At 69.4% G+C, this 23,092-nt stretch carries 19 protein-coding genes; 8 read left to right on the forward strand and 11 right to left on the reverse strand.

From position 1 onward, the window contains the following. Positions 1 to 18 precede the first annotated feature (18 nt). The 3 genes from SK571_RS09280 to SK571_RS09290 all read right to left on the reverse strand — a co-directional run bounded on the left by SK571_RS09280 (position 19) and on the right by SK571_RS09290 (position 2,645). Entirely contained in the window at positions 19 to 987 is a 969-nt protein-coding gene (locus SK571_RS09280) for a DUF1702 family protein (RefSeq protein ID WP_319983608.1), read from the reverse strand. 75 nt (positions 988 to 1,062) lie between these two features. Next, on the reverse strand, positions 1,063 to 1,686 hold the full coding sequence (locus SK571_RS09285) for a MerR family transcriptional regulator (RefSeq protein WP_319983609.1): 624 nt from the start codon (positions 1,684 to 1,686) through the stop codon (positions 1,063 to 1,065). Next, positions 1,677 to 2,645 (reverse strand): hypothetical protein, encoded by a 969-nt coding sequence (locus SK571_RS09290; protein WP_319983610.1) that lies wholly within the window; start codon positions 2,643 to 2,645, stop codon positions 1,677 to 1,679. The genes SK571_RS09285 and SK571_RS09290 overlap by 10 nt, the downstream gene beginning before the upstream one ends. 209 nt (positions 2,646 to 2,854) lie before the next feature. On the opposite strand from SK571_RS09290, the gene SK571_RS09295 reads away from it, so the two are divergent. The 3 genes from SK571_RS09295 to SK571_RS09305 all read left to right on the forward strand — a co-directional run bounded on the left by SK571_RS09295 (position 2,855) and on the right by SK571_RS09305 (position 6,047). Further along, positions 2,855 to 3,781 (forward strand): NAD-dependent epimerase/dehydratase family protein, encoded by a 927-nt coding sequence (locus tag SK571_RS09295; RefSeq protein WP_319983611.1) that lies wholly within the window; start codon positions 2,855 to 2,857, stop codon positions 3,779 to 3,781. Between the two features lie 86 nt (positions 3,782 to 3,867). Further along, positions 3,868 to 5,409, forward strand: coding sequence for an acyl-CoA carboxylase subunit beta (locus SK571_RS09300; RefSeq protein WP_319984016.1), 1,542 nt, complete (start codon positions 3,868 to 3,870; stop codon positions 5,407 to 5,409). Then, positions 5,406 to 6,047 (forward strand): maleylpyruvate isomerase family mycothiol-dependent enzyme, encoded by a 642-nt coding sequence (locus SK571_RS09305; RefSeq protein ID WP_319983612.1) that lies wholly within the window; start codon positions 5,406 to 5,408, stop codon positions 6,045 to 6,047. The genes SK571_RS09300 and SK571_RS09305 overlap by 4 nt, the downstream gene beginning before the upstream one ends. On the opposite strand, the gene SK571_RS09310 is transcribed toward SK571_RS09305, so the two are convergent. Then, the gene (locus SK571_RS09310) at positions 6,028 to 6,693 is read right to left on the reverse strand and encodes a TetR/AcrR family transcriptional regulator (protein ID WP_319983613.1); all 666 of its coding nucleotides are present in this window, start codon (positions 6,691 to 6,693) and stop codon (positions 6,028 to 6,030) included. The genes SK571_RS09305 and SK571_RS09310 overlap by 20 nt on opposite strands. Positions 6,694 to 6,762: 69 nt before the next feature. Here SK571_RS09310 and SK571_RS09315 point away from each other — a divergent pair, with 69 nt between their 5' ends. Together SK571_RS09315 and SK571_RS09320 are read left to right on the forward strand one after the other, a co-directional pair. Then, positions 6,763 to 7,767: a carotenoid oxygenase family protein gene (locus SK571_RS09315; protein ID WP_319983614.1), complete on the forward strand. Its 1,005-nt coding sequence runs from the start codon at positions 6,763 to 6,765 to the stop codon at positions 7,765 to 7,767. Between the two features lie 134 nt (positions 7,768 to 7,901). Continuing rightward, a complete protein-coding gene (locus tag SK571_RS09320) occupies positions 7,902 to 8,333 on the forward strand; it encodes an SRPBCC family protein (protein WP_319983615.1) in 432 nt (143 codons plus the stop codon). Between the two features lie 16 nt (positions 8,334 to 8,349). Here SK571_RS09320 and SK571_RS09325 read toward each other — a convergent pair whose 3' ends face one another. The 3 genes from SK571_RS09325 to SK571_RS09335 form a co-directional block, all read right to left on the reverse strand. After that, positions 8,350 to 8,712, reverse strand: coding sequence for a hypothetical protein (locus tag SK571_RS09325; RefSeq protein WP_319983616.1), 363 nt, complete (start codon positions 8,710 to 8,712; stop codon positions 8,350 to 8,352). Positions 8,713 to 8,851: 139 nt separating this feature from the next. Next, positions 8,852 to 9,289 carry a MarR family winged helix-turn-helix transcriptional regulator gene (locus tag SK571_RS09330; protein ID WP_319983617.1) on the reverse strand — a complete coding sequence of 146 codons (438 nt, stop codon included), beginning with the start codon at positions 9,287 to 9,289 and terminating at the stop codon, positions 8,852 to 8,854. 94 nt (positions 9,290 to 9,383) lie between these two features. After that, positions 9,384 to 12,068: a tyrosinase family protein gene (locus SK571_RS09335; RefSeq protein ID WP_319983618.1), complete on the reverse strand. Its 2,685-nt coding sequence runs from the start codon at positions 12,066 to 12,068 to the stop codon at positions 9,384 to 9,386. Positions 12,069 to 12,261: 193 nt separating this feature from the next. Here SK571_RS09335 and SK571_RS09340 point away from each other — a divergent pair, with 193 nt between their 5' ends. Beyond that, positions 12,262 to 12,441 (forward strand): hypothetical protein, encoded by a 180-nt coding sequence (locus SK571_RS09340; protein ID WP_319983619.1) that lies wholly within the window; start codon positions 12,262 to 12,264, stop codon positions 12,439 to 12,441. Positions 12,442 to 12,686: 245 nt separating this feature from the next. On the opposite strand, the gene SK571_RS09345 is transcribed toward SK571_RS09340, so the two are convergent. Continuing rightward, positions 12,687 to 14,792 (reverse strand): NACHT domain-containing protein, encoded by a 2,106-nt coding sequence (locus SK571_RS09345; RefSeq protein ID WP_319983620.1) that lies wholly within the window; start codon positions 14,790 to 14,792, stop codon positions 12,687 to 12,689. A 397-nt stretch (positions 14,793 to 15,189) separates the two neighbouring features. Here SK571_RS09345 and SK571_RS09350 point away from each other — a divergent pair, with 397 nt between their 5' ends. Together SK571_RS09350 and SK571_RS09355 are read left to right on the forward strand one after the other, a co-directional pair. Further along, positions 15,190 to 15,957: a sensor histidine kinase gene (locus SK571_RS09350; protein ID WP_319983621.1), complete on the forward strand. Its 768-nt coding sequence runs from the start codon at positions 15,190 to 15,192 to the stop codon at positions 15,955 to 15,957. Further along, positions 15,945 to 16,577: a response regulator transcription factor gene (locus SK571_RS09355; protein WP_319983622.1), complete on the forward strand. Its 633-nt coding sequence runs from the start codon at positions 15,945 to 15,947 to the stop codon at positions 16,575 to 16,577. Before SK571_RS09350 ends, SK571_RS09355 begins: the two co-directional genes overlap by 13 nt. 17 nt (positions 16,578 to 16,594) lie before the next feature. On the opposite strand, the gene SK571_RS09360 is transcribed toward SK571_RS09355, so the two are convergent. The 3 genes from SK571_RS09360 to SK571_RS09370 form a co-directional block, all read right to left on the reverse strand. Then, entirely contained in the window at positions 16,595 to 18,919 is a 2,325-nt protein-coding gene (locus tag SK571_RS09360) for a DUF7617 domain-containing protein (protein WP_319983623.1), read from the reverse strand. Positions 18,920 to 19,119: 200 nt separating this feature from the next. Beyond that, positions 19,120 to 21,486 carry a bifunctional salicylyl-CoA 5-hydroxylase/oxidoreductase gene (locus tag SK571_RS09365; RefSeq protein ID WP_406601965.1) on the reverse strand — a complete coding sequence of 789 codons (2,367 nt, stop codon included), beginning with the start codon at positions 21,484 to 21,486 and terminating at the stop codon, positions 19,120 to 19,122. Between the two features lie 2 nt (positions 21,487 to 21,488). Further along, the gene (locus SK571_RS09370) at positions 21,489 to 23,075 is read right to left on the reverse strand and encodes an AMP-binding protein (RefSeq protein WP_319983625.1); all 1,587 of its coding nucleotides are present in this window, start codon (positions 23,073 to 23,075) and stop codon (positions 21,489 to 21,491) included. Positions 23,076 to 23,092: the final 17 nt, after the last annotated feature.

Consider the following 23,092-nt stretch of genomic DNA (forward strand, 5'->3'; position numbering starts at 1 on the left):
CGAACACGCCTGCTTATCTCACGCAGTGAAATGCGCCTTGATACGACTGCGCCAGAGTTCGTATTCCGGCTCTTTCCCCGTCTCGCCGGCGGGCACGGAAGCGGTCTCGACGACGGCGACCGCGGCGGCCGGGCTCAGGTCGCTCAACGCGTGGACCGCCTGTCCGGCGCGGTCGTCGACGCAGTCGGCCGCCGCCTTGGCCATGATCGCGAGGGTCGCGCCGAGCGCCAGCTCCGGCCGCTGGTCGCCGGCCTCGGCGCGCAGCCACGCCAGGTCGTCCGGTCCGGCGCCGCCCGCGAACGTGGCGGCGAGCCCGACGCCGCTCCACAGGTCGGGCTGCCGGTGGCCGGCGAACGCCCGCACGGCGCCCGCGACGGCCTTCACGTCGGCGCCGTGGATGAACCACAGGGCCCGGCCCAGCCCCTGGTCGAAGGCCCGCGGGAAGTACGAGGGCATGTCCTGCCACGGGTAGGGCTTCGGCGGTTCCTGCTCGGCGACCCAGCGCTTCGGGTGGAAGTAGGCGCGGTCGAAGCCGTAGCCGTCGACCGCGAGCCAGGTGATCGCCGGGTGGTAGCGGACGCCGTCGAGATCGGGCACCACCTTGCGCCACAGCGGCCGGGGCAGCCGGGCCATGGCGAACCCGATGCCGATGTAGGCGAGGAAGAGGTGTGGCAGGCCGGGGCCGCGCAACAGGTCACGGGTGCGCTTGCGGCCGTCCATCGCGTCCAGGACGGTGCACGCCATGGTCGCGCCCTCGTAGGCGAACCCGCGCAAGCCGGGCTCGACGAGCGACAGCCTGCGCTCCAGCTCCCACAGGCTCCGGCAGTCGATTCCCCATTCGAATCCCGTGATCACGGTCTGCGGGATCTGCTCGAGCGCTCTGGTCGTTTCCGATTCCGGAACGGAGAATCCGCGAGCGGAGAAGGTGACGTCCGCGAGTTTCGGAGTGAACACGAGTCTTCTGATGGAACCGAGCACCGTCGACATCAGCGCTCCTTTTGTCGGCTCCCTCCATCTTCGACCGAACCCGTGGCAATTTGCATCTTTCCAATTGCGGTGCCGTCAGCCGTTCTCGGCCATGAGGTCGTGACCCAGTCTGCGGGCGGCGGTGAGCGCCACCGTGCCCAGCACGACGGACACGAGCAGCCGTTCCGCGCACTCACTCGTCGCACCGGCGCCCCGCGCCTGGTCCGCCTCCGCCCTGGCGACCGTCGCCCCGGCCCTCAGGTAGGCCTCCAGCAGCGCGTCATCCGGTGCGTGCCCCGCCAGTTCCAGGCCCGCCAGCACGCCGGCCAGCTCGGTCGCGGCGGCGTTGTCGCCCGCGACGCTCCGGCCGTCCCGGGCCAGCACCTCGTCGACGCGGTCACGCCACTTCGCCCGCGCTTCCCCGGTGGCGTCGGGCGGGGTGTCGCGGGAGATGCTGGCAAGCACGTCGGGCACGCTCCGGCCGCCGGGGCGGCCGACGAGCTCCGCGACCGCGGCGACCGACAGGCCACCGCGGTCGATGAGAGCACGCACGACGCGGAGCCTGCGCACATGGCTTTCGTCGTAGCGCATCTGGTTCGGCCCGGTCCGCTGTCCCGCGTGCAGCAGACCGGACCGCAGGTAGAACTTGATGGTCGGGATGCTGACCTGCGCGAGCCTGCTCAGCCCCGCGATCCGCAGGCCCGCGTCGCTCACGCCCATGGCGCCGTCGGGTACCACGGGATCAGCTCGCGCCGGGCGAGCAGCCGCACGTCCCAGTACAGGAACGTGAAGACGCCCATGGTGATCAGTGCGACGCCGGTGATCACCGCGAGCCGCACCGGCTTCTCCGTCAGCCAGCGCCGGGCTCCGGTGCCGAGGAACGCCGCCGTCGCGACGAGCGCCAGCGCGAGCACCGCGATGTTGCCGAGCGACTGCAGGCAGAACGCGGCGGCGCCGTAGAGCGGGTTGCCGCTCTCCGCCGCGTCGCGGAACAGCTTCCGGAACAGGCCGAACGGGCGGCCGATCAGGAACCCGCCGATGAGCACGCCCATGAACACCATGGGCGCGTTGGGAAAGCGCTTCGCGATGCCGGCGAACGGGTCGCGGACCACCCCGAGCGCGGCCAGGCCGAGGTAGGTCATCACCAGGCCGATCACGCCGAACACGATCAGCGACTGGACACTGCGGCCGTTCAGCGTGCCCGCGACGGCCTGCGCGGTCGAGAACTGGGGCATCGAGGTGCCCACGAGTCCGACGATCACGCCGTAGACCGCCGACACCGAGAGCATGCCGGCGGACAGCCACACCAACGGCTTCAGCGCGCCGCGGATCCGTTCGGACCGGCTGCTCGAACCGCCCAGCATCGGTGCCATCGCACCGAACGCCGCGATGTTGCACGCGGTGAACGTGCCCGCGAGACCCGTGACGAACGCGAACGCGATGCCGGCGGCGACACCCGCGATCGGCGTGGCCTTGGCGTCCTGGCCGAGCAACGTGTTCGCGACGTTGTCCCCGATCGTCGAGTCCACGAAGTGCGCCGACCACACGACCGTCAGCCCGAAGCCCGCGAGAGCGCTCAGCAGGACGATCAGACCGGGCCTGCGTGGGAAGTGGCCGTTGACGAACGCGGACGTGGCGATGGGCCGCGCCTTGGTGAGCGCGGGTTTGTCCGTCGACATGGGTGTGCTCCTCCGCCGCCTGCATTGGTCCACAAAGGACAGGCGCTGTTGCGCCCATCACAGAATGAGTCGGGGTGGCGCCGATCGCTTATCCCAGAGTGCGGGGTTGCGCCGGGGCGGACATCGCACTCTGGGATAAGCACCGAGGCCGTGGCGAAGGCAGGCTGGCGGTCGTCGTCGCGGCGAACGGGGTGCTGATGCTGGTGAGCGTGACTGGAGGGACGGGTTTCGTCGGATCACACTCGGTCGCGGCGTTCGTCGCGGCAGGGCACCGGGTCCGGCTGCTCGCGAGGAACCCCGGGGACGTGCCGGAGGTGCTCCGCCCGCTGGGGATCGATCCCGCCGCCGTCGAGGTGGTCGCCGGTGCCGCGACGGACGCCGGCAGGGTCGCGGAGCTGGTACGCGGTGCGGACGCGGTGCTGCACGCAGCAGGTGTCTACTCGTTCGACCGCCGCAGACGCCAGGAGATGCGGCGCACCAACGTGATCGCCACCGAGACCGTGCTGGGGGCGGCGCGGCGCGCGGGGGTCGGACGGATCGTCCACGTGTCGAGTTTCGTGGCACTCGGCGGCTCGATGCTCGACGAGAACTCCGCCGTGGCGAAGTCTTCCGAGGCGTACGCGGCGTCCAAGGCCGCGGCGGAGGCCATCGCGCGGAACCACGGCGCCGTGATCAGCTACCCGCCCGCGTTGCTCGGACCGCACGACCCGCGGCTGGGTGACCAGACCGCACGGCTGCGGGCGACGTTGCGAGGGCTCATGCCGATCTGGCCGACCGGTGGCTTCCCACTGGGCGATGTCCGTGACACGGCGGCGATGCACGCTCGCCTGCTCACAGGCGGCCCGCTCCGGTGTTTCGGGCCGGGGCGCTTCGTCTCGACGCGCGAGTACCTGCGGACGTTGCGCGAGGTGACCGGGCGCCGGTTGCCCGCCGTGTTCCTGCCCGGCGCGGCCCTGGCGCCGGTGGGACTGGCCGCCGACGCACTGCAGCGGGTGTGGCCGTGGCCCATACCGGTGCAGGGCGGCGCGATCCGCACGTGCCGGAACGCTCAGCGCTTCGTCTCGTCCGAACAGGCCCGTCCGTTGGCGGAGACCATGGCCGACACCGTTCGCTGGCTGGCGGGGAGGACGGCATGACCGACCTGTCGGAACGTGCGCTCCGGCCGATCGACTTCGTGCCGGTCGCGGTACCCCGCCCCGCGCCGGCACCGGAGCCGCGCTCGATGAGGTCCGTGCTGGACGAGTCCGACCGGCTGCGGGCACGCGTCATCGCCGGTGACGAGAACGCCGTCGCCCGTCAGCACGCGCTCGGCAAGCACACCGCCCGCGAACGGCTCGACCTGCTGCTCGACCCCGGCTCGTTCACGGAGATCGACCTGTACCGGCGGCACCAGGCGCGGGGCATGAAGATCTCCGAGAACCGGCCGCACACGGACGGAGTGGTCGCGGGGTCCGGCACCATCGACGGACGCCGGGTCTTCGTGTACGCGCAGGACTTCTCTGTGTTCGGCGGGTCGCTCGGCGAGGCGCACGCGTCGAAGATCCACAAGGTGATGGACCTGGCGATCTCCGCCGGGTGCCCGTTGATCGGCCTGAACGACAGCGGCGGCGCCCGCATCCAGGAGGGCGTCATGGCCCTCAACGCCTACGGCGGAATCTTCCGCCGGCACGTGGCGGCCTCCGGGATCATCCCGCAGATCAGCGTGGTGATCGGCCCCTGCGCGGGCGGCGCCGCCTACTCCCCCGCGCTGACCGACTTCACGTTCATGGTGCGCGGCACGGCGAAGATGTACCTGACCGGACCCGACGTCGTCGCCGCCGTGAACGGCGAAGTGGTGACGCACGAGGAACTCGGCGGCGCGGACGTGCACGGCAGCCAGTCGGGCGTCGCGACGTTCGTGCACGACGACGAGGAGACCTGCCTCGCGGACGTTCGATACCTGGTGTCCTTGTTGCCCGCCAACAACCTCGACAGTCCTCCCTGTGACGAACCGGTCGGTGCGACGACCGACGAACGCCCGCGTTTCGCCCAGCTCGTGCCGGTCGAACCGAACAAGCCGTACGACATGCGCTCGGTAATCGCCGAGGTCGTCGACGACGGCGAGTTCATCGAGGTGCACGAACACTGGGCGGGCAACGTGATCTGCGCGCTGGGCCGCGTCGACGGCCGGACGGTGGGCCTGGTGGGCAACCAGCCGCTGGTGCTCGCCGGCGTCCTCGACTCGGCGGCGGCGCAGAAGGCGGCGCGATTCGTGCGGTTCTGCGACGCCTTCAACATCCCGCTGGTCACACTGGTCGACGTGCCCGGCTTCCTGCCCGGCACCGCACAGGAGCAGGGAGGCGCGATCCGGCACGGCGCGAAGCTGCTCTACGCCTACTGCGAAGCCACCGTGCCCCGCATCCAGGTCATCATCCGCAAGGCGTACGGCGGTGCGTACATCGTGATGGACTCCCGTTCGATCGGCTCGGACCTCTCACTGGCCTGGCCCACCAACGAGATCGCGGTCATGGGGGCCGAAGGCGCGGTGAACGTGTTGTTCCGCAAGGAGCTCACCGCCGCGGCCGACCCGCTGACCTTGCGCGCCGAACTGATCGCCGAGTACACGGAGCAACTCATGCACCCGTACTACGCCGCCGAACGCGGCCTGGTGGACGACGTGATCGACCCGGCGCAGACGCGGGCGGCGATCGCCCGCGGCCTCGAGATGCTGAACACGAAACGCACCTCCGCACCGGCGCGCAAGCACGGGAACGTGCCGCTGTGACCGCGCCGGACCACCTGCTGTACCGGCGCGTCCGGCGCGACATCGGCCTGCTGGCGACGCGGCAGGTGGCTGACGCACCGGTTCCCGCGTGTCCGGAGTGGACGGTCGCGGACCTGGTGGCACACCTGCTGGAGGTGGCGGGGAACGTGGCGGCACGGCTGGGATCGCCGGTCGGCACGGCACAGCCCCGGCAACCCGGCGTCGAGCTCGGCTTGGAGGAGTGGGACCGCGTCTCGCACGTCCTCGAACCGCTCGTCGAACTGGAGGGCCCGCGCTCGGCCGGCCGCATGGTGATGGACGCGTTCACCCACCTGCTGGACCTCCACGCCGCCCTGGACGTCCCGGCCGACCCCGATCACCCCGCCTACCGCAGCACGCTGGACCTGCTCGCCGGTGGCTTCTCCGCCTCCGTGCGGGCACACCACCTGCCGGTGCTGCGGATCGAGAGCCCGACGACGTCCTGGACGACGGGTGACGGGCCGGTGGTCCGCACGCTGCGAGCCGGCACCCACGACCTGCACCGCAGCCTCGCGGGAAGGCGGTCCCACGCCGAGATCGCCGCCCTGGACTGGGACGGCCCGCCCGGACCGTGGCTACAAGCCTTCACCTGGGGACCGTTCACCCCGCCTGCTGACTGAGCTCTCGCTCGACCCGGCGCCGCGACGCCCGCACCGACCGGGCCGCCGGCTCCGGCCGATCCCCCGCCCCCAGCATCAACGCGACGAGCTGAGGATCGAACAACGCCTCACCGTCGAGCGGCGCCGCCAGGTACCCGCCCAGTTCCAGAGTCACCAGTCCGTGGGTGGCGATCCACATCTGGTGGGCGACGTGCGCGACGTCGGCCTCCCCGAAGCGGCCCGCCGCGACGCAGTTCGCCACGCACTCGACGACGCCCGTCAAGGTGTAGCGGCCGTGCTGGCGATCCTCGTCCGTCAGCGAGAACCCGCTGAGCGACGCACCGCCGAACATCACGCTGTACAGATGCGGGTTCGCCAGCGCGTTCAACCGGTACGCGCGGCCGAGCAACGCCAGGTCCGAAACCGGGTCGGACGTCGGGCGCACCGCGGTGAGATGCTTTTGCAGCCGCTGAAAACCCTCGTGCACGATCTCCCGGACCAGGCCGCTCATGCCGCCGAAGTAGGTGTAGACGGCCATCGTCGAGGTGCCGGCCTCCGCCGTGATGCGACGTGTCGAAAGAGCCTGAGGTCCTTCGGTGGCGAGCAACGCGGCGGCGATCTCGATCAGGGCGGTGTGCGTGCGCGGGTCCGTTCGGCGTGGGCTCACCTTTGACATTGTTGCATAACAGCGATATGTTTAGGACAACACTGTTATGCATTGGTCGGAGGTGCGACCGTGGAAGCACTGCTCGTCGAGGGCTCGTTGCCCGCGAACCTGCGCGGCCGGTTCCTGCAGTCCGTCCCCCACCCGGCGCACGGCGCCGACCCCGTCTCCATCACCGGGGTCCGCCTCTCCGACGGCACAGCGGCCTGGCACCGCGCCCGCACCGACCACTCACTGCTGGGCACGGTGCCGAGCCTCGCCCCGGCGGTGCGCGACGGCCTGCGCATCGCCCGTCCGGTGCAGGATCCGCGCACCGGCGAGTGGCACACGATCGCGACCAGGCCAGGTTCCCCCCTCGCCGAGCACGTGACGATGAGCGCCTCGGGTTCGGTGCGCCGCGGCCGTTGTTTCGTGCTCAGCGGCCCCACGCGCATCGACACCGTCGCCCTGACCCCTGACCACGTGGTCGTCTTCGACGTCTCCGTGGTGCACGACCGCGCCGCAGAACTCATCGGCCTGCGCACACCCTTCGCCTGGCGGTCGTCCAAGCAGGCCCGGATCGGCCTCCTGCCACGACGTTCCCGCGGCAATCCCCTGTGGTTCCCGGTCTCACCGTGCTTCGTGCCGGACGCGGTCAACGCCTTCGAGGACGGTCAGGAGGTGGTGGTCGACGCGCTGCGGCAGACCTCGCCCACCGGACCGCGCGAGCTGACCCGCTGGACCCTCGACCTCGGCACGGGCGAGGCCGACGAAGTGTTCTTGACGTACGCGGATTCCGCCATCGCGCGCGCTGACGAGCACGGACGAGGACATCACGAGACCTACGGAACCGTTGGCACCACGGTGTTCCGGTACGGCGACGCCGCCTACTCGTTCGGTGCCGATCACCGCCTCGGCCAGCCCGCACTCGCCGACGAGTGGCTCGTGATCCCGGTGCGTCACGGTGCTTCGAGCGACCTGGCCGTCTTCGACGCCACCGATCTCGCCGCCGGCCCGCGTTCCGTCGTCCGGTTACCCGTCACCGTGCCGGTTGCCACCCGCACCGCGTGGCAACCTCTCGCCTACCCGATCCGGTAACACCGGGGCAGACCGGAGGTTCCACGGCTCCGGCATCGACTCAGGCGCGTCACCCGGAGATGGGCGATGATTCAAGACAGACGCGCGCGGTACATCGGCACCGCCGCGGCCCTGTTTCACCGCGGAGGTGTCGCATGCCAGTCGACGTCCGGCCCGAGGTGCTCGTTCACCGGTCGCGCTCCGACGTCGCCGCGTTCATGTTCGACCCGGCCAACGATCTCAAGTGGACCGGCGGGATCACGTCCAGCCGGCCCGCACAGCCCGGACCGCTCGTGAAGGGCGCGACCGTGGAACGCACGGCCCGGTTCCTGGGACGTGAGTTCGTCTACGGCTATGTCGTGACCGAACACGATCCGGACCGGCTGGTCGAGCTGAAGGTCGACCGGCCGTTCCCGATGACGGTGCGCTACGAACTGGCGGACGCACCGGCCGGCACGCTTGTCGCGATACGTGCCAGTGGTGCGCCGGGCAGGTTCTTCGGCTGGGCGACGCCGTTCATGGCGCGCCAGGTGCGCAAGAGCATCACCGCTGACCTTGAGCGGTTGCGCGCCTGCCTGGAGTCGTGAGGGTCATGTTTCCCCGTCAGCGGGTGGCGTGGGAGCCGTGGTCGCCGACTTGGGCGTCGAACCAGGCGTGCAGGGCGTTGCGAAGCTCGGCATCAGCGGTGGTGTAGGTGGCTCGCGCCCCGTCGCGGGTGTTCTCGTAGTCGATGGTGATCCGTCCGCTGTGGACGCGGAGCGTTTCCAGGCCGGGCATCTCGTTGCCGTGGATGCGCGCGGGATCGGTGAAGTCGCCGCGGCGGAAGCGGTCGACCTCCGCGGTCAGGTGTTGCTGGACGAGGGTGATCTGGGCGGTGTCCCGCGGGTCGTCGGCGACGACGGTCTGCACGCCACCGGCGTCGTTCTTGGTGAACCGGTGTGTGGTGCGCTCCAGGTCGAACGGCATCACAGACGCACCCCGTTCGGCGACCTCTGCCTGTCGGTCGGAGGGCGCCGGCGGCGAGGGGGCGGCGGCGCAGCCGCTGCTGAGCGCGACCGCAGCGACTGTGGCCACCAGGAACGGGGTTCGATGGACTTGAGGGCGGTCACGACGGTTCAACAGCGGCCTCCGCGAGGATCTGGAGCGCGCGCACCACAGCGGCGCGTTGGTCTTCGGGTACGCGATCGAGCAGGGACGCGAGACGGTCTCGGCGGGAGTCGGCCTGCCGAGCGGCAGCGGTGGCACCTGCCGCGGTGAGCACGAGCAGCACACCGCGGCCATCGCCGTCCGCGGCCTCCCGATGCACCCACCCCCGGCCGGCCAGGTTGGTGACCAGGCGGCTGACCGTGCTCTTCTCCAACCGCAGGCGGCGAGCCAGTTCGACCTGACGGATCCGCCCCTCCCGGGCGATTTCCACCATGGCGTGCGCCTCGGAGACCGGGAGCGACTGCCCGCACGGCGTGCGGTCGGGCTGATGGAGGCCGAAGTTGCGGACGAACCGCATCAGGGCTTCCTGCGCCGCGTCCGTCTCCCCGCTCGTCATGGTTCGACCGTACAACCAGATGGTTCGATGGCGCAACCAGTTGGCCTGCGCCGGTCACGTCGGCACCGTTGACCGCCCGTTGCGGCTCCGGCCCCTAGCGACAAGCGGACTTGAGACATTCGGCGACGCGGTCGGGGTCGATCTTGTTCCGTTCCAGGAGCCGGCGCACACCGTCGTTCTCCAGCAGGCAGAGCAGGAACGCGCAGCCGTCGAGATCGCGGCCGGGCCGGGGGTGAGGATCGATCACCAACGGGGGCGCCTGGTCACCGCGCGACCAGACGGCGAAGGTCCGGAGCTCCTCGCGAGTGAACGCCGTGCCGCGCAGATCCGTGCCGCTCGCACGGACCAGCACGCGATACACCCCTGACTCGGCGGTGGGAACCGAGACGGCGAACACCCCGGGCTCCTGCCCGGACAGTGACATGGTCGTCTGACCGCCGCCGGGACCGGTCACCAGTGCACTCACGGCCGCGGAGGACAACGGAATCCCGCTGTCCGTCAGCGTCGCTGTCAGCTGCGCCGGGGTGCCGGGCAGCCGGGAGCCCTGGCTCAGCACCACGCCGAGCCGCAGCGCGCTGCGGGCTTGGACGCTCAGCGTGAACGGCACGCCGTGCGCCTTGAACCCCGTCACGATCTGCTCGAACAGCTGCCCACCACGTTTGCGGTCGGCGAGGCGCTTGCGCAGTTCGGTGATCCAACGGTCGAGCTCTCGCCTCTGCACGGACAGCACGGCCTGCCACTCCCCCGCCTGACCTGCCACGCGCAGCACGCGGTAGGCCTCGCCGACGACCTCCGCCGGGCTCGCGGTGGAGCCGTCCGGTGCGACGAGCTCCACGCGCAGAGCCCGCGCGTTCTCGCCGAGCACCAGCACGTCCGCCCGGATGTCCGCGGCGGTGAGCAGGAACGGGACGACGACCTTCCCGCCGACCGGTACGAAGCCGTCCGGGTCGACCACGATGGCGGAGTTGGTGGCTCCGGCAAGCACCTGAGCGAAGTACTTCTGCAGCAGCAGCTGGTCGTCCGCGCCGGGGTTGCCGGTGAGCAGGAGGTAGCCGCCGGTGCCGTTGGCGATGTCGGACAAGGCGCCGGGGTTGAGCTGGTCGGCGGTGCCGAGGCCGATGGCGAACACGCGGCTGTGCACGGAGGACGCCGCGGCGGCGATGGTCTTGTCGGCTGTTTCGTGGCCGTCGGTGAACACGACGGTGGCGGTGTGGTCGTAGTCCATCGCGACCGGTGCGAGCTGTGCGGCTGCGCTTTCCAGGCCGTCACCGATGGCGGTGAGGCCGTTGGGGTTGGTGAGCGTTCCGGTGATCGCGGTGGAAGCGGCGAGCCGGCCTGCTCCACCGATCATGGGCCCGGCATCGGTGACCGGTGCGGCCTCGGTGGCATCGGTGTCGAAGCGGACGACGCCGATGCCGTCGGTGTCGTCGAGCAGCGTGACGAACAAGGGCGCGGAGTCGTGCAGGACGTCCATGCGGGTCCTGCCGAGCAGTCCGGAGGCGAGGCTCATGCTGCCGGACCGGTCCAGGACCAACGACGTGCCGACAGTCGGGTTCGGCACGACGGTCGCGGTCACCGGGACCGTGAACACGTCGCCGGTCTCGGTGATGGTGACGGTCAACGTGCCGGAATCCGACGAGCCGGCGGCACCCGGCGTGCAGAGCACCCAGACCAGCAGGTCGCCGGCCTCGAAGCCGTCCGGGTGCGGCGAGGTGACCGACGCGGACAGGACGGTGAACGGAGCGGTCACCGAGGCGCCGGCGGTCACCTCGGTGCACCCGCGCACCCGCAGCCGCAACGCCCGGGCCGTCGGCAGGTGCTCGATCACGTCGAGGAACCGGATGGGGTCACCGACGGCCGGCGAGACCTGTTCCACGGTCAACGGCAGGGTGTCGTAGCACGGCGGGCGCACCACGGACGGGTGGCGGCAGTTCTTGCTCTCGATGCTGGGGGAAGCGCCGGCCCACGGGTCGATCGGCGAACCGAACTGGACGGTGCCGTTCCACGGCTGCATCGGATCCAGGATGCTGCCCGGTCCGGTCGTGCCCGACTGGTCGCCGTAGACCTGGTCCGGGTCGAGCCGCCAGTCCTGGCCGGGCTGCGCCTGCCACATCGCGAAGAGCCGGTCCACGTTGCTGTGCAACAGGAACACGAACGGGTCCTCGAACGCCTGGTGTCCATCACCGATGTCGCCACCGACGTAGCCGTGCGCGCTGCCGTGCCAGCCCTCCAGCTCGGTGTGGAACGCTTCCCACTGCTGGGCCTGGGGAAGGCCGTCAGCGTTGCCGATGATCGAGGCGTCCGAGCCGATCCCCGGCGCCCCCGCTCCGGCGCCTCGCTGGACGGACTGCGGTGGATCGGCCGGGTTCCCGGTCTGTTCGCGGCTGCCGGCGAGCACACCGCCGTTGTGCAGCGCGGCGAGCGGTCCGTCGACCATTCCGTTCATCGTGCCGAAGAGAGTGTCGGAGGAGAGGTCGACGGTGCCGCCCTGACCGTCGGAGGCGGCGCGCGGGTCCTGCGTCCAGTCCCAGTAGTGCAGGGCGACATCGGGGTTCGACTGCTGCAGCAGTGCCTCGAAGCGGTTGCAGAGCTCGCGGTGCCATGGCAGGAAGGAGTTGCCGCCGTGGTTGTGGGTCGACTGGTGGATCTCGTCCTGCTTGTCCCAGTAGGACACTCCTCCGGGGAAGGCGTGCAGGTCGGCTTGCAGCAGGGCGTCGATGAACGCCTGCCGCTCAGCCGGCGTGAGGTGGGCGATGTTGCGTCTGACCGGTCCAGCCATCGTGGGCCCCCTTTGTGCGGATAACTCGAGGAGGGCGGATGGCGGGCGCAAATACACCACGCGGCACGGTATTGACACCCCGAATGGGTGAGAGCCTGCCGCTGAAAGCGCAGAACCTGTTCCTGTTGTGCGGTCACTTCGCTCAGACAGATCTCACGGACACGGATGCGGTGGTAGCACTCCGATCTTCACGGTGAAGGTCGACCCCGTCGGCTCCCGCCAGTTCGTCGACAGCGGTGAACGCGCGCGCCTCGCTGCAGGCAAAGCGATTCGCCGTGCGCTCACCCGTCTCACCGAAGCCGACGCCGTGATCGGCGAACATCTGCGCCGCGCCGTGCACACCGGCAGGCGCTGCGACTACCGACCGATGTGACCGCCTGCCTCGTCAGCCGATCCCGGGTTGCGGGGCCGAGGGTGCAGGTCGACCGTCCGCCATCGCGCACACCAGTGACCCCGGCACCCACGCCCGGTTCGAGGACACCCCGGGTAGGCCACCACCGCCGCCAACGGCTCCGGAAGGTCGATCTCGTTTTGGATCGGCTCCCCACCCGTTGCTGCGCAGCGAGGCGATGACTTTCCGGGCGATACAGGACGACCTGCCGAATGCGAGCCCGATGCTCAGGTCCTGATGGTGGAGCTCGATGCCAGCCGATCCTGAAGTCGTGCGTGACGAAGCTGGTAGGCGGCTCCTGCTTGTCGGAAGAGCCCTCTGTCGTGCGCGTCACGCAAGAACGTGAGCAGTCGCCAGGGCAGTTCACCGCGCAGGCCGAACCACCCCCGCGCGAGGCAGAACTCACCCCAAGCGGACCCGAGGCCCAAAGCCACCACACCGACTGCGGCGAAGCTGATTCCGGACAAGGCGATGAACCCGATGGACATGCCACCGGACATGCCGAGCGATACTCCGAACAGAAACCCCCCGAACGAACCGATGAGCAGAACACTGCTCCGATCGGCACGGAAAGCTGAATACGGGTCGACAGCGTGCGCGGTATCGGCCGGTTGATTCACGAATGCCGCGAGAGCGGTGCCCATCCCGATTGCAACGCCGGCGAACAGGCCTGCTCCAGCTCCGATCGTGAAGCCGCTGAGCACGCCCGTGGCGAGGCCGGTCACCACGCCGGTCACGGCGACGGAGGTCAGGCCCCCCGCTGCCCGGCGGAAGTTCCTGCGTACTCCGAGGCGGACGACGACTGGTTGCGGTAGACCGGTCCTCCGATCGACCAGCAGTCCGCCCAGAACGCCCAGCAGACCTGTCAGCAATCCTGCGGGCAACCCCAGCGCCATGCCGCCGGCGATTCCGAATACGAGCGCGGTCGGCAGCCCGCCGGAGAGTCCGAGGTACAGCCAGATCGAGAAGCCGACCGCGAGAACAAGCCCGAACACCGCACGCACGTGAATCTGGACGTCTGTCGCGCAGAGAAGATGCCCTACCGCAGCGCCCAAGATCCCCAACAGCACACTGCTGCCGCGGCGCGGTGCTCCTTGTGCCAACGTCCACCAAATGAAATCCCGTGTGCCGTGGTGCTCGAGCCGCTCGGCCAGGTGAACGCACCACTGCTGCACCAACACGGGATCCCAACGAAGTGCATGTCGACGCCGTCTGCCGGTTGTCTCTTGCGGCCGTGCGTACAGCCCCGAGATGAAGGCGTCCAACAAGTGGTCCTCAAGAGCTTGCGTGCTGTTGAACTGGCGCTGGTTCAGCAGCACTGCCGGATCCAGATGAGTGCCTTCGCCGTAGATGTCACGCGCCAGCGAGACCATCAACGGGGTGGACAGAACCGTCGCCAAATTACTGCAGGCAGGATCGAGAGGGCGTCGCTCGAGCTGGTCCAGGACGCACTCCCACGACGAGCTTTCAGAGCTGCGGCGACGAGTCAGCGGCAGGTACGATCGAAGATCGTTCGGTGAGATGTCGATCAGTTCGACGGCTGCCGCTCGAGACAGCACGTGCAGATCATGGACGGCCACAGCGTATTCTTCTGTTCGACTTGTGAGCACCATGGGAAGATTGCACTCGCTGAGCAATCTGAGTGCCTGTTTTCTGTGATGGGCGGCGATTTCGTCGAATCCATCGAAAATTGGCAGGATGTGACCATCCGCGACGAGAAGCGACACCGCGGACACCTTACCGCGCCCAGGTCTCACTATTCCGACGTAGTCGCGTGCGAGCTGCGCTTCGATCCACTCCCTCAAAGAGGTGGTGACCGGATTCCAGGATCCGATGTTGAGCACCACCGGCACTGGACTGTTGTCGCTCCATCGCCCGAGCAGAGCGAGCACGAACTGCAGCACAAGGACGGTCTTCCCAGCCCCACCCCTGCCCAGGACCACCATTCTGCCCGACGGCACACTGCGGTAGATCTCGGCGAATTCCGCAACCGGCCCGACCAACGCAAGAGGTTCGACATCATCAGCCGAGACACCTAGTACATTACTCCAGTAGTCGCTCAGCTCCAGACGTGCCGCCTTGAACCGCACAGTCAATGGAAGAGGATCTCGAATGCGCCGCTTCTCCTCTTCTCCGAGCCACTGCACCCTGACCGCACGGGCAAGCTGTGCCGCCAGGACACGCAAATCGTCGGTGAAACCTCGATCGCCGGCATGGAAGTGGATGCCCCCGAAAACCGATCCACTTTGAGCGATCACACCACCCGAGCCCGTACTGACTTCATTGTGAACAGCACCAGCCAATTGAGACGCCGACTCGCTCTCCTCAGACATGGACGCCTCGCACACATTGATCACTTAAAAGGAGCACCCAACCTGGACGCGCAAACATGCGAGCCACCCTAGCGAACTTCTGTCGATCTCAAAGGCAAGAGGTTGAGGCTTCAGAGAAGCTGACCAGCAGCACAGAAATCCTGATCCGCTCAACGATCCACACCAGCCGCTCGTCGACCCACAAGCAGACTCAGGTGATATTTTCCTAGAAACTTGACCGCGGAGCGCCGAGATTCTTTAACGCATGGAATTCTGCGTCTTCAATCCAACGTCAGCGCCGCGGAGGCCCGCACCTGAACGGAGATCAACAGCCCTGCGAGGTCCTCTGCGAGGCTGGCGTGTCGCGCCCGCAGACCATGCGTTTCAGCTGTAGCTGTCGTCGCAGAAGATCACGTCAATGTCTGCCGGAACGAGCTTTCTGAACGTCACGCAGATCGGCGTGCTCGCCGCGTCCGGCACCACCCCGGCCGTGCTCGAGGTCGTCGCCACCGCCGCCGCGAGTCTGGTCGAGGTCGCCCGGTTGCGCGGGGAGCTCGCCACCGCCCTGCGCGAGGTGGAGGCGAGTCGCACGCGGATCATCCAGGCCGGGGACGCCGAACGGCACCGGCTCGAACGGGATCTGCACGACGGCGCCCAGCAACGGCTGGTGTCGCTCGGCATGGCGATGCGGCTGGCGCAGCGGCAGCTGCCCACCGGGTCCGTCGACGTGCACGCGCTGCTCGACCAGGGGGTCGCCGAACTCGCCACCGCCATCGCCGAACTCAGGCAGATCGCGCACGGCCTGCGTCCCACCAGCCTCGACGACGGCCTGCACAACGCCCTTGCCGCGCTCACGACGACGTTGCCGGTCCCGGTGGCGCTGGAGATCATGTCCGAACCGCTGACCGACGACATCGCGATCACCGCCTACTACGTCGCCGCCGAGGCGATCACCAACGCCGCCAAGCACGCGCACGCCAGCACGATCACCGTCCGCGTCACCCAGCGGGCGGACGAGGTGAACGTGTGGGTGAACGACGACGGCTGCGGCGGTGCCGATCCGCGCGCGGGGTCAGGACTGGCCGGGCTGGCCGACCGCGTCGCCGCGATCGGTGGTTCGTTGCGGCTCAACAGCTTGCCGGGTGCCGGCACGACGATCCAGGCGGTGCTGCCGTGCGCATCGTGATCGGCGAGGACTCGGCGTTGTTCCGGGAGGGTCTGGCGAGACTGCTCTCCCATGTGGGCCACGACGTCGTGGGCCGTGCCGCCGACGCCGAGACCCTCGTGGACGTGGTGGCGCGGGCCGAGCCCGACCTGGCCATCGTGGACGTCCGGATGCCTCCCGGCCTGACCGACGACGGTGCGAAGGCCGCCCGCCGGATCCGGGCGGCCCAGCCGGAGGTCGCCATCCTGCTGCTGTCCCAGCACGTGGAGACGAAGCACTCGGTCGACCTGGTCAGCCAGGGCGGGTTCGGCTACCTGCTCAAGGATCGCGTGCTCGACGTCGACGACTTCCTGGAGTCGATCACGCGGGTCGCCGCCGGTGGGTCGGCACTCGATCCCGAGGTGGTGGGCCGGCTGCTGGGACGGCCCACCACCGGGGCGCTCACCCCGCGCGAACGCGAGGTGCTCGGACTGATGGCCGAGGGCTGCACGAACGTCGCGATCGCGCGGAGGCTCTGGCTCACCGAGCGCACCGTCGAGACCCACGTCGGCAGCATCATGGCCAAGCTCGGGCTGGCCGCGAACGTGGAGGAGCACCGCCGGGTGCTGGCCGTCCTGACCTACCTGGCCGAGTACGGCTGATGCTCCTCCGCCACTGCTCAGTTCAGCACGCAGAGCAGTGAACAGGCCTTCGCGGACGACCACTCGCTGTACGTCCGGGTGCCGTTGACCGGCGTGTACTTCGCTTTCGCGTTGTTGGTCAAGGGGAACAGCGACAGCAACGCGTACGTCGAGCAGTACACCACTTCTGACTCACCGGGCTGCAACGCGAACGGCCCGCTCTGGCAGGCCGGTTCCACGTCGTCGACCACGTAGGCGTCGACGACCGGGATCGGGCCGTTGTTCGTCACCGTGACACGCCAGTACGCGGTCGCGTTCAACAGGCCGAGCACGCCCACGGGTGCTTGCTTCACCCACGGACCGGCGCCGCCCGCCTTGCAGTTGGCCGGTGAGTGCGAGCCGCAGATCTCCTTGTTCACCACCACGTTCGGCATGCACGCCGTTCCCGGTGCGACCTGGCGGGTCACCGTGTTGGACGAGAAGCCGCCGGTCGCGTCGGTCCCGTTCGCCGTGTTCGCGACGGACGTGACCGCGCAGTCCGCGGAGATCGTGGTGCGGAAGCACACCTGCGGTGCGTCGCCGTTGAACTCCACGGCCAGGGACGGCTGGTTGCCGCCACCGAAGTCCGCGGCGTCGTTCAGCACGAGCGATGCGGTGAGCGTCAACGAACCGGCGGTGACGCCGGTCAGGTCGACCGTGCCGTCAGGGGCGAAACCCGGTGTGGCGACGGGGTTTCCGCCTCCGTCGACGGCCTTCACGGTGGAGGCGCCGAAGTTCACGTTCGCCGGTGTCACGCCGACGAGCCGCGCCTTCGTGTATGCGGTGACGTGCGGTTTGCCGTCGCAGTAGAACTGAGACGGGGTGAGAGACACGGAGGCGCCGCTGCGAACGCAGGGCGACGCCCCCGTGTCAGGATCCATCGAGAACAGCACGCCCGCGTCACCCAAGCCGATCATGCAGCCGGTGGGAACGTCGTAGGCGTAGCCGTAGTCCCTGGTGTCGCCGCCGTTGACGGTCGGGTGGGTGATGCGCGAAGGCACGCCGGCACAGGACGCCCCGGTGCTCCAGTCGTGGCACACCGCCGCACCCGGGTACGGGCCGCGCCAGATGCCGATGAAGCTGCGCACGCGGTCACCGGTGCGGACCACCTCGGGGTTGAACGCGATCACGCCTCCTTCCAGCCCGGCCGTGGCCGACGGCGCGGGCAGGGGCGAGCCGTCGATCGCGTAACAGGTGGTGACGTTCGACGCACCGGTCGTGCTGGAACACGCACCGGTCTCCGCACCCGTGGTGCTGTAGGCGGTGTAGGCGTTGTAGGTGATGTTGCCGTTGGGCCCGACGGGTTTCGAGGCCGGCCAGCCCGCGCACCTGGCCGTGGTGCCGGGGTCGAAGCAGCCCAGCTGGGGAGCGCCACCGGCGGCCGGCACCGAGGAGGCGAAGAGCTTGCCTCCGGCGACGGTCAGCGCGCCGTAGTAGTAGCTGCCGGTGTTGGTCCACGGCACGATCGGGGCGTAGGGCTGGCCCGCGCACGCGCTCTGGGTGGCGATCGTCCAGCACACCACGTTGCCCGAGGTCGAGGCGCCGTAGAGGTTGCCGCCGATCTGGACGAGTCCCGCCATCTCGGTCGTCTGCCCGCCGCGGGGCATCAGCGGCCAGAACCCGCAGTTGCCGGGAGCGGCGAGGTCCATGCAGGCCACGCCGATCGAGGACGCCGTGGTGGCCGAGTAGTACACGCGCGCCGGATTCGCCTCGTCGCGCACGTACTGCGGTTCGAGCGGGCTGCTGATGTCGCCGGTGTTCCCCGCGCCGAACGGGCCGGGCGCGGTGTTGAGCGGTTTCGGCCACGGACCGCCCGGGCAGGGCGTGCTCGTCGCGAGATCGGTGCACACCAGCTTGGGGACGGTGAGAGCCGCGTGGTGGTAGACGTTCCACGCCTGCAGGCGGCCGTCGGGCGTGCGCTGCAGGATCGGGGTGAAGCCGTCACCGCCGGTCGATGCCGCGCTGGCCTGCACCGGCGGCGTCAGCACGCTGGAGAGCGCCTTGCCGCCGTTGCGCACGCCGGGGTGCGTGGCGGTGACCGGGTTGCCCTCGGTGCCGGTCCAGCCCGGCGGTACCTGCAGCGAGCCGGCCAGGAGGGTCTGGCCCGCGCCGACGGGGTCGGTGATCGAGGCGGCTCCGTTGGCGCCGTTCGCGTAGGACACGACCCAGGAGGCGACGTCGCCATGGGAGGCGGGATCGGACACGCCCTGCACGGACTTGGTGAGCGTGGACACGGGTGACTGGGCGGCCACGGGAACGGCGGCGGTGAGCGTGCTGCCGGCGAGCACGCCCGCTAGCACCATCGCCGGCAAACGTCTTCGCACGAGCATGATCCCTTCGGTGGCGGGTCGTTCGGGAACTGACCGCCGACGCTAGGGACGTCCTCTGTTCGGGAAAAACCCCCTCACCCGCGTGCTCGTGATGTCTGCACCATCAGACCAATGTGTGATTGCGGAACATGTGACCTGACAAGAGATTCCAATTCGTCGTTGAATGAAGTTTCACCTGAACGCCGCTGAAGTGCCTATGCGAGAAGCGAATGCTCGCGGTGCGGGGTCCAGCGCAGGTGCACGTTGCGGTCGGGTGGGTCGGCCCGCAGCAGGGACAACCGCGGCCGGACGGCGTCGGTGCGCGCGGACGGCGGCTTGCGGCTGCCGGCGCGGTACTGGACCGGCCACTCGGCCTGGTAGCCCTGTTCGGCGGCCGCGTGCAGCGTCCAGTGCGGGTCGTAGAGGTGCGTGCGGCCGAGCGCGCACAGGTCCGCGCGGCCCGCCAGCAGGATGGAGTTGACGTCGTCGTAGGAGGCGATGGCACCGACCGCGATGACGGCCGCGCCCTTGACCTCGTGGCGGATCCGGTCGGCGAACGGCGTCTGGTAGCTGCGGCCGTACGCGGGACGTTCGTCCGCCGTGACCTGACCGGTGGAGACGTCGATCGCGTTCGCGCCGTGGGCGATGAACGCACGGGCGATCTCCACGGCGTCGTGCTCGGTGTTGCCGCCGTCGACCCAGTCGGTCGCGGAGATGCGCACGATCATCGGGCGCTCGGCAGGCCACACGTCGCGGACGGCGTCGAACACCTCCAGGGGGAACCTCAGCCGGTTCGCCAGCGAGCCGCCGTACTCGTCAGTGCGCTGATTGGCGATCGGGGAGAGGAACGAGGACAGCAGGTAGCCGTGCGCGCAGTGCAGTTCGAGCAGGTCGAACCCTGCTTCGGCACCGCGCCGGGCCGCGGCGGCGAACTGCGCGGTGATCCGGTCCAGGTCCTCGCGACCGGCCTCGGCCGGGACGGGCGATCCGGGGCCGTACGACAGCGGAGACGGGCCGATGACGTCCCAGTTGCCCTCCGGCAGCGGCTCGTCCATGCCCTCCCACATCAGGCGGGTGGAACCCTTGCGGCCGGAGTGGCCGAGCTGCAGGCCGATGCGGGCGGTGCTCCGCTCGTGCGCGAACGCCACGATCCGCGCCCACGAGTCGCGCTGCTCGTCGGTCCACAGACCGGTGCAGCCGGGCGTGATGCGGCCCTCGGGCGAGACGCAGACCATTTCGGTCATCACCAAGCCCGCGCCGCCCATGGCCTTCGAGCCCAGGTGGACGAGGTGGAAGTCGCCCGGAACGCCGTCGACGGCGGAGTACATGTCCATCGCCGAGACGATCACGCGGTTCTTGAGTTCCAGCTGCCCCAGGCGGAACGGCTGGAACATCGCCGGGGCCGTGCTCTGGAGTCCCTGGGAGGCGGCGAAGGCGGCGTCGACGCGGTCGGCGAACTCCGAGTCGCGGGTGCGCAGGTTGTCGTAGGTGATCCGGCGCGAGCGCGTGAGCAGGTTGAAGCAGAACCGGGTCGGCTCCTGGTCCGCGTACATGCCGATGTTCTCGAACCACTCCAGGGACGCCTGGGCTGCTCGCTGGGTGGACTCGACGACGGGGCGCCGTTCGGTCTCGTAGGCCGTCAGCGCGGTCTCGACGTCACCGTGCTCGTGCAGGCACGCGGCGAGGGCGAGCGAGTCCTCCATCGCGAGTTTGGTGCCCGAGCCGATCGAGAAGTGCGCGGTGTGCGCGGCGTCGCCCACTAGGACCACATTGCCGTGGTGCCAGCGTTCGTTGCGCACGGTGGTGAAGCTGAGCCACTTCGAGTTGTTGGCGAACACCTGGTGGCCGGCCAGTTCCTCCGCGAACAGGTCGCGGATCCGGTCGACGGCGCGTTCGTCCGAGACACCCGGCGCGAACTCCTGGGCGGTGTCGAAACCGGCACGGCGCCAGACGTCCTCGTGCATCTCGACGATGAACGTGGAACCGCTGTCGGAGTAAGGATAACCGTGGACCTGCATGGTCCCCCACGGTGTGTCCTTGATGAAGAACTGGAACGCCTCGAAGACGCGATCCGTGCCGAGCCACATGTACTTGTTGTGCCTGCGGTCCAGAGTGGAGCGGAAGACGTCCGCGAAGGACTGCCGCACCAGCGAGTTGACGCCGTCCGCGCCGACCACGAGGTCATGTGACGCGCGCAGCACTTCCGCGTCGGGCGCGGGTGTCGAGAAGTGCACGACCACGCCGAGATCACGGCACCGCCGCTGCAGCAGCCCGAGCAGTTCCCTGCGGCTCATCGCGGCGAACCCCTGCCCGCCCACGGTGTGGCTCTCGCCGCGGTGGTGGATGTCGATGTCCGTCCACCGGGCGAACCGGCTGGCCATGGCGGCGGCGAACTCCGGGTCGGCGTTCTCGATCCCGCCGAGCGTCTCGTCGGAGAACACCACGCCGAAGCCGAACGTGACGTCCGGTGCGTCGCGCTCCCACACGGTGACGTCGTGCGCGGGGTCGAGCTGCTTCATCAGCGCGGCGAAGTACAGGCCTCCCGGGCCACCACCGACGACGGCGATTTTCTTCGCTGCGATCCTCACGCCGTCACCTCCTCCTCGACGATCTTGCGGAGTGCGAAGCGCTGCAGCTTGCCGCTGGCGTTGCGCGGCAACGAGGTCCGGAACCGGACCTCGCGCGGGTACTTGTAGGGCGCGATCGTGCGCTTGACGTGGTCCTGGATCTCACGGGCCTTCGCGGCGTCGCCCCGCACCCCGTCGCGCAGCACCACGAAGGCACACACGACCGAGCCGCGCTCCTCGTCGGGTTTGGCGACGACGGCGGACTCCAGCACGTCCGGGTGGGCGTCGATGGCCTCCTCCACCTCCGGGCCGCCGATGTTGTAGCCGGAGGAGACGATCATGTGGTCGCTGCGGGCGTGGTAGTGGAAGTAGCCGTCCTCGTCGCGGTGGAAGACGTCGCCGGTGACGTTCCAGCCGCCCACCACGTAGTCCTTCTGCCGCTCGTCGTCCAGGTAGCGGCAGCCGACGGGGCCGATCACACCGAGCCGTCCGGGCTCGCCGGGGCCGAGTTCCTCGCCGTCGGCGCCGAGCACGGTGGCGCGGTAGCCCGGCACCGGCTTGCCGGTGGAGCCCGGCCGGATGTCGTCGCCGGCGGCGGAGATGAAGATGTGCAACAGCTCCGTGGCACCGATGCCGTCGATCACCTTGAGCCCCAGCCGCTCGTGCAGCCGTTTCCAGGTCTCCTGCGGGATGTGCTCCCCGGCCGACACCGCCGTCCGCAGACCACCGAGCTTCGCCTCGACGCCGTCGCGCAGGATCGCCTTGTACGCGGTCGGCGCCGTGGCGAGCACCGTGACTCCTTGCTGTTGCACGAGGTCCGCGATCTGGGTGGGCGTGGCGGCCTCGGTCAGCAGGGCGCAGGCACCGGCCCGCAGCGGGAAGACGACGAGCATGCCCAGGCCGAACGTGAAGGCGAACGGGGCGGTGCAGGCGACGAGGTCGTCCTCGGTCAGCCGCAGGACGTTCCGGCCGAAGGTGTTGTCGATGGACAGGACGTCGCGGTGGAAGTGCGCGGTGATCTTGGGCGCTCCGGTGCTGCCGGACGTGGGCGCCAGCAGTGCCACGTCGTCGGCGGCGGTGTCGACGGCGGTGAACTCCGTCGGCTTGGTCGCGGCCAACACCTGGAGGTCGTCGTAGCTCACCACGGTCAGCGATGGAAAGGCTTGCAGGTCCTCCACGAACCGCTGGTCGGCCAGGGCGATCGAAGGACGGGTCCGCTCGACGATCGGCGTGAGCTCACGGGTCCGCAACGCGGCCATGGTCGTCACCACGACACCGCCCGCCTTGAGGACGCCGAGCCACGCGGCCACGGTCCACGGGTTGTTGGGCGAGCGGAGCAGAACCCGTTGTCCTGGAACGAGACCGAGGTCTTCGGTCAGCACCTGGGCCACCTGGTTGGCGCGGGTCAGCAACTCGCCGTAGGACCACGTCTCCCCCGCCGGCGTGCGCAGCGCGGGACGGCCGGGGCCGAACTTGGAGACCGGGACGTCGATGAGCTCGGTGGCGGCGTTGAGCCTGGCCGGGTAGTTCAGCTCCGGCGTCGTGAACTCGATGACGGGCCACAACGCCGCGGGAGGTAAGTGGTCACGAGCGAAGGTGTCCATGGTGAAGTCCTTCCCGG

The organism is Lentzea kristufekii, assembly GCF_033949925.1.
GTDB lineage: Bacteria > Actinomycetota > Actinomycetes > Mycobacteriales > Pseudonocardiaceae > Lentzea > Lentzea kristufekii.

Coding starts and splice junctions, on each gene's coding strand:
- SK571_RS09325 (WP_319983616.1), bottom strand. CDS start 8,712: ATGCCGTTCGACCTGGAGCGCACCACACACCGGTTCACCAAGAACGAC.
- SK571_RS09290 (WP_319983610.1), bottom strand. CDS start 2,645: ATGTCGACGGACAAACCCGCGCTCACCAAGGCGCGGCCCATCGCCACG.
- SK571_RS09300 (WP_319984016.1), top strand. CDS start 3,868: ATGAGGTCCGTGCTGGACGAGTCCGACCGGCTGCGGGCACGCGTCATC.
- SK571_RS09370 (WP_319983625.1), bottom strand. CDS start 23,075: ATGGACACCTTCGCTCGTGACCACTTACCTCCCGCGGCGTTGTGGCCC.
- SK571_RS09330 (WP_319983617.1), bottom strand. CDS start 9,289: ATGACGAGCGGGGAGACGGACGCGGCGCAGGAAGCCCTGATGCGGTTC.
- SK571_RS09285 (WP_319983609.1), bottom strand. CDS start 1,686: ATGGGCGTGAGCGACGCGGGCCTGCGGATCGCGGGGCTGAGCAGGCTC.
- SK571_RS09320 (WP_319983615.1), top strand. CDS start 7,902: ATGCCAGTCGACGTCCGGCCCGAGGTGCTCGTTCACCGGTCGCGCTCC.
- SK571_RS09280 (WP_319983608.1), bottom strand. CDS start 987: ATGTCGACGGTGCTCGGTTCCATCAGAAGACTCGTGTTCACTCCGAAA.
- SK571_RS09345 (WP_319983620.1), bottom strand. CDS start 14,792: ATGTCTGAGGAGAGCGAGTCGGCGTCTCAATTGGCTGGTGCTGTTCAC.
- SK571_RS09335 (WP_319983618.1), bottom strand. CDS start 12,068: ATGGCTGGACCGGTCAGACGCAACATCGCCCACCTCACGCCGGCTGAG.
- SK571_RS09350 (WP_319983621.1), top strand. CDS start 15,190: ATGTCTGCCGGAACGAGCTTTCTGAACGTCACGCAGATCGGCGTGCTC.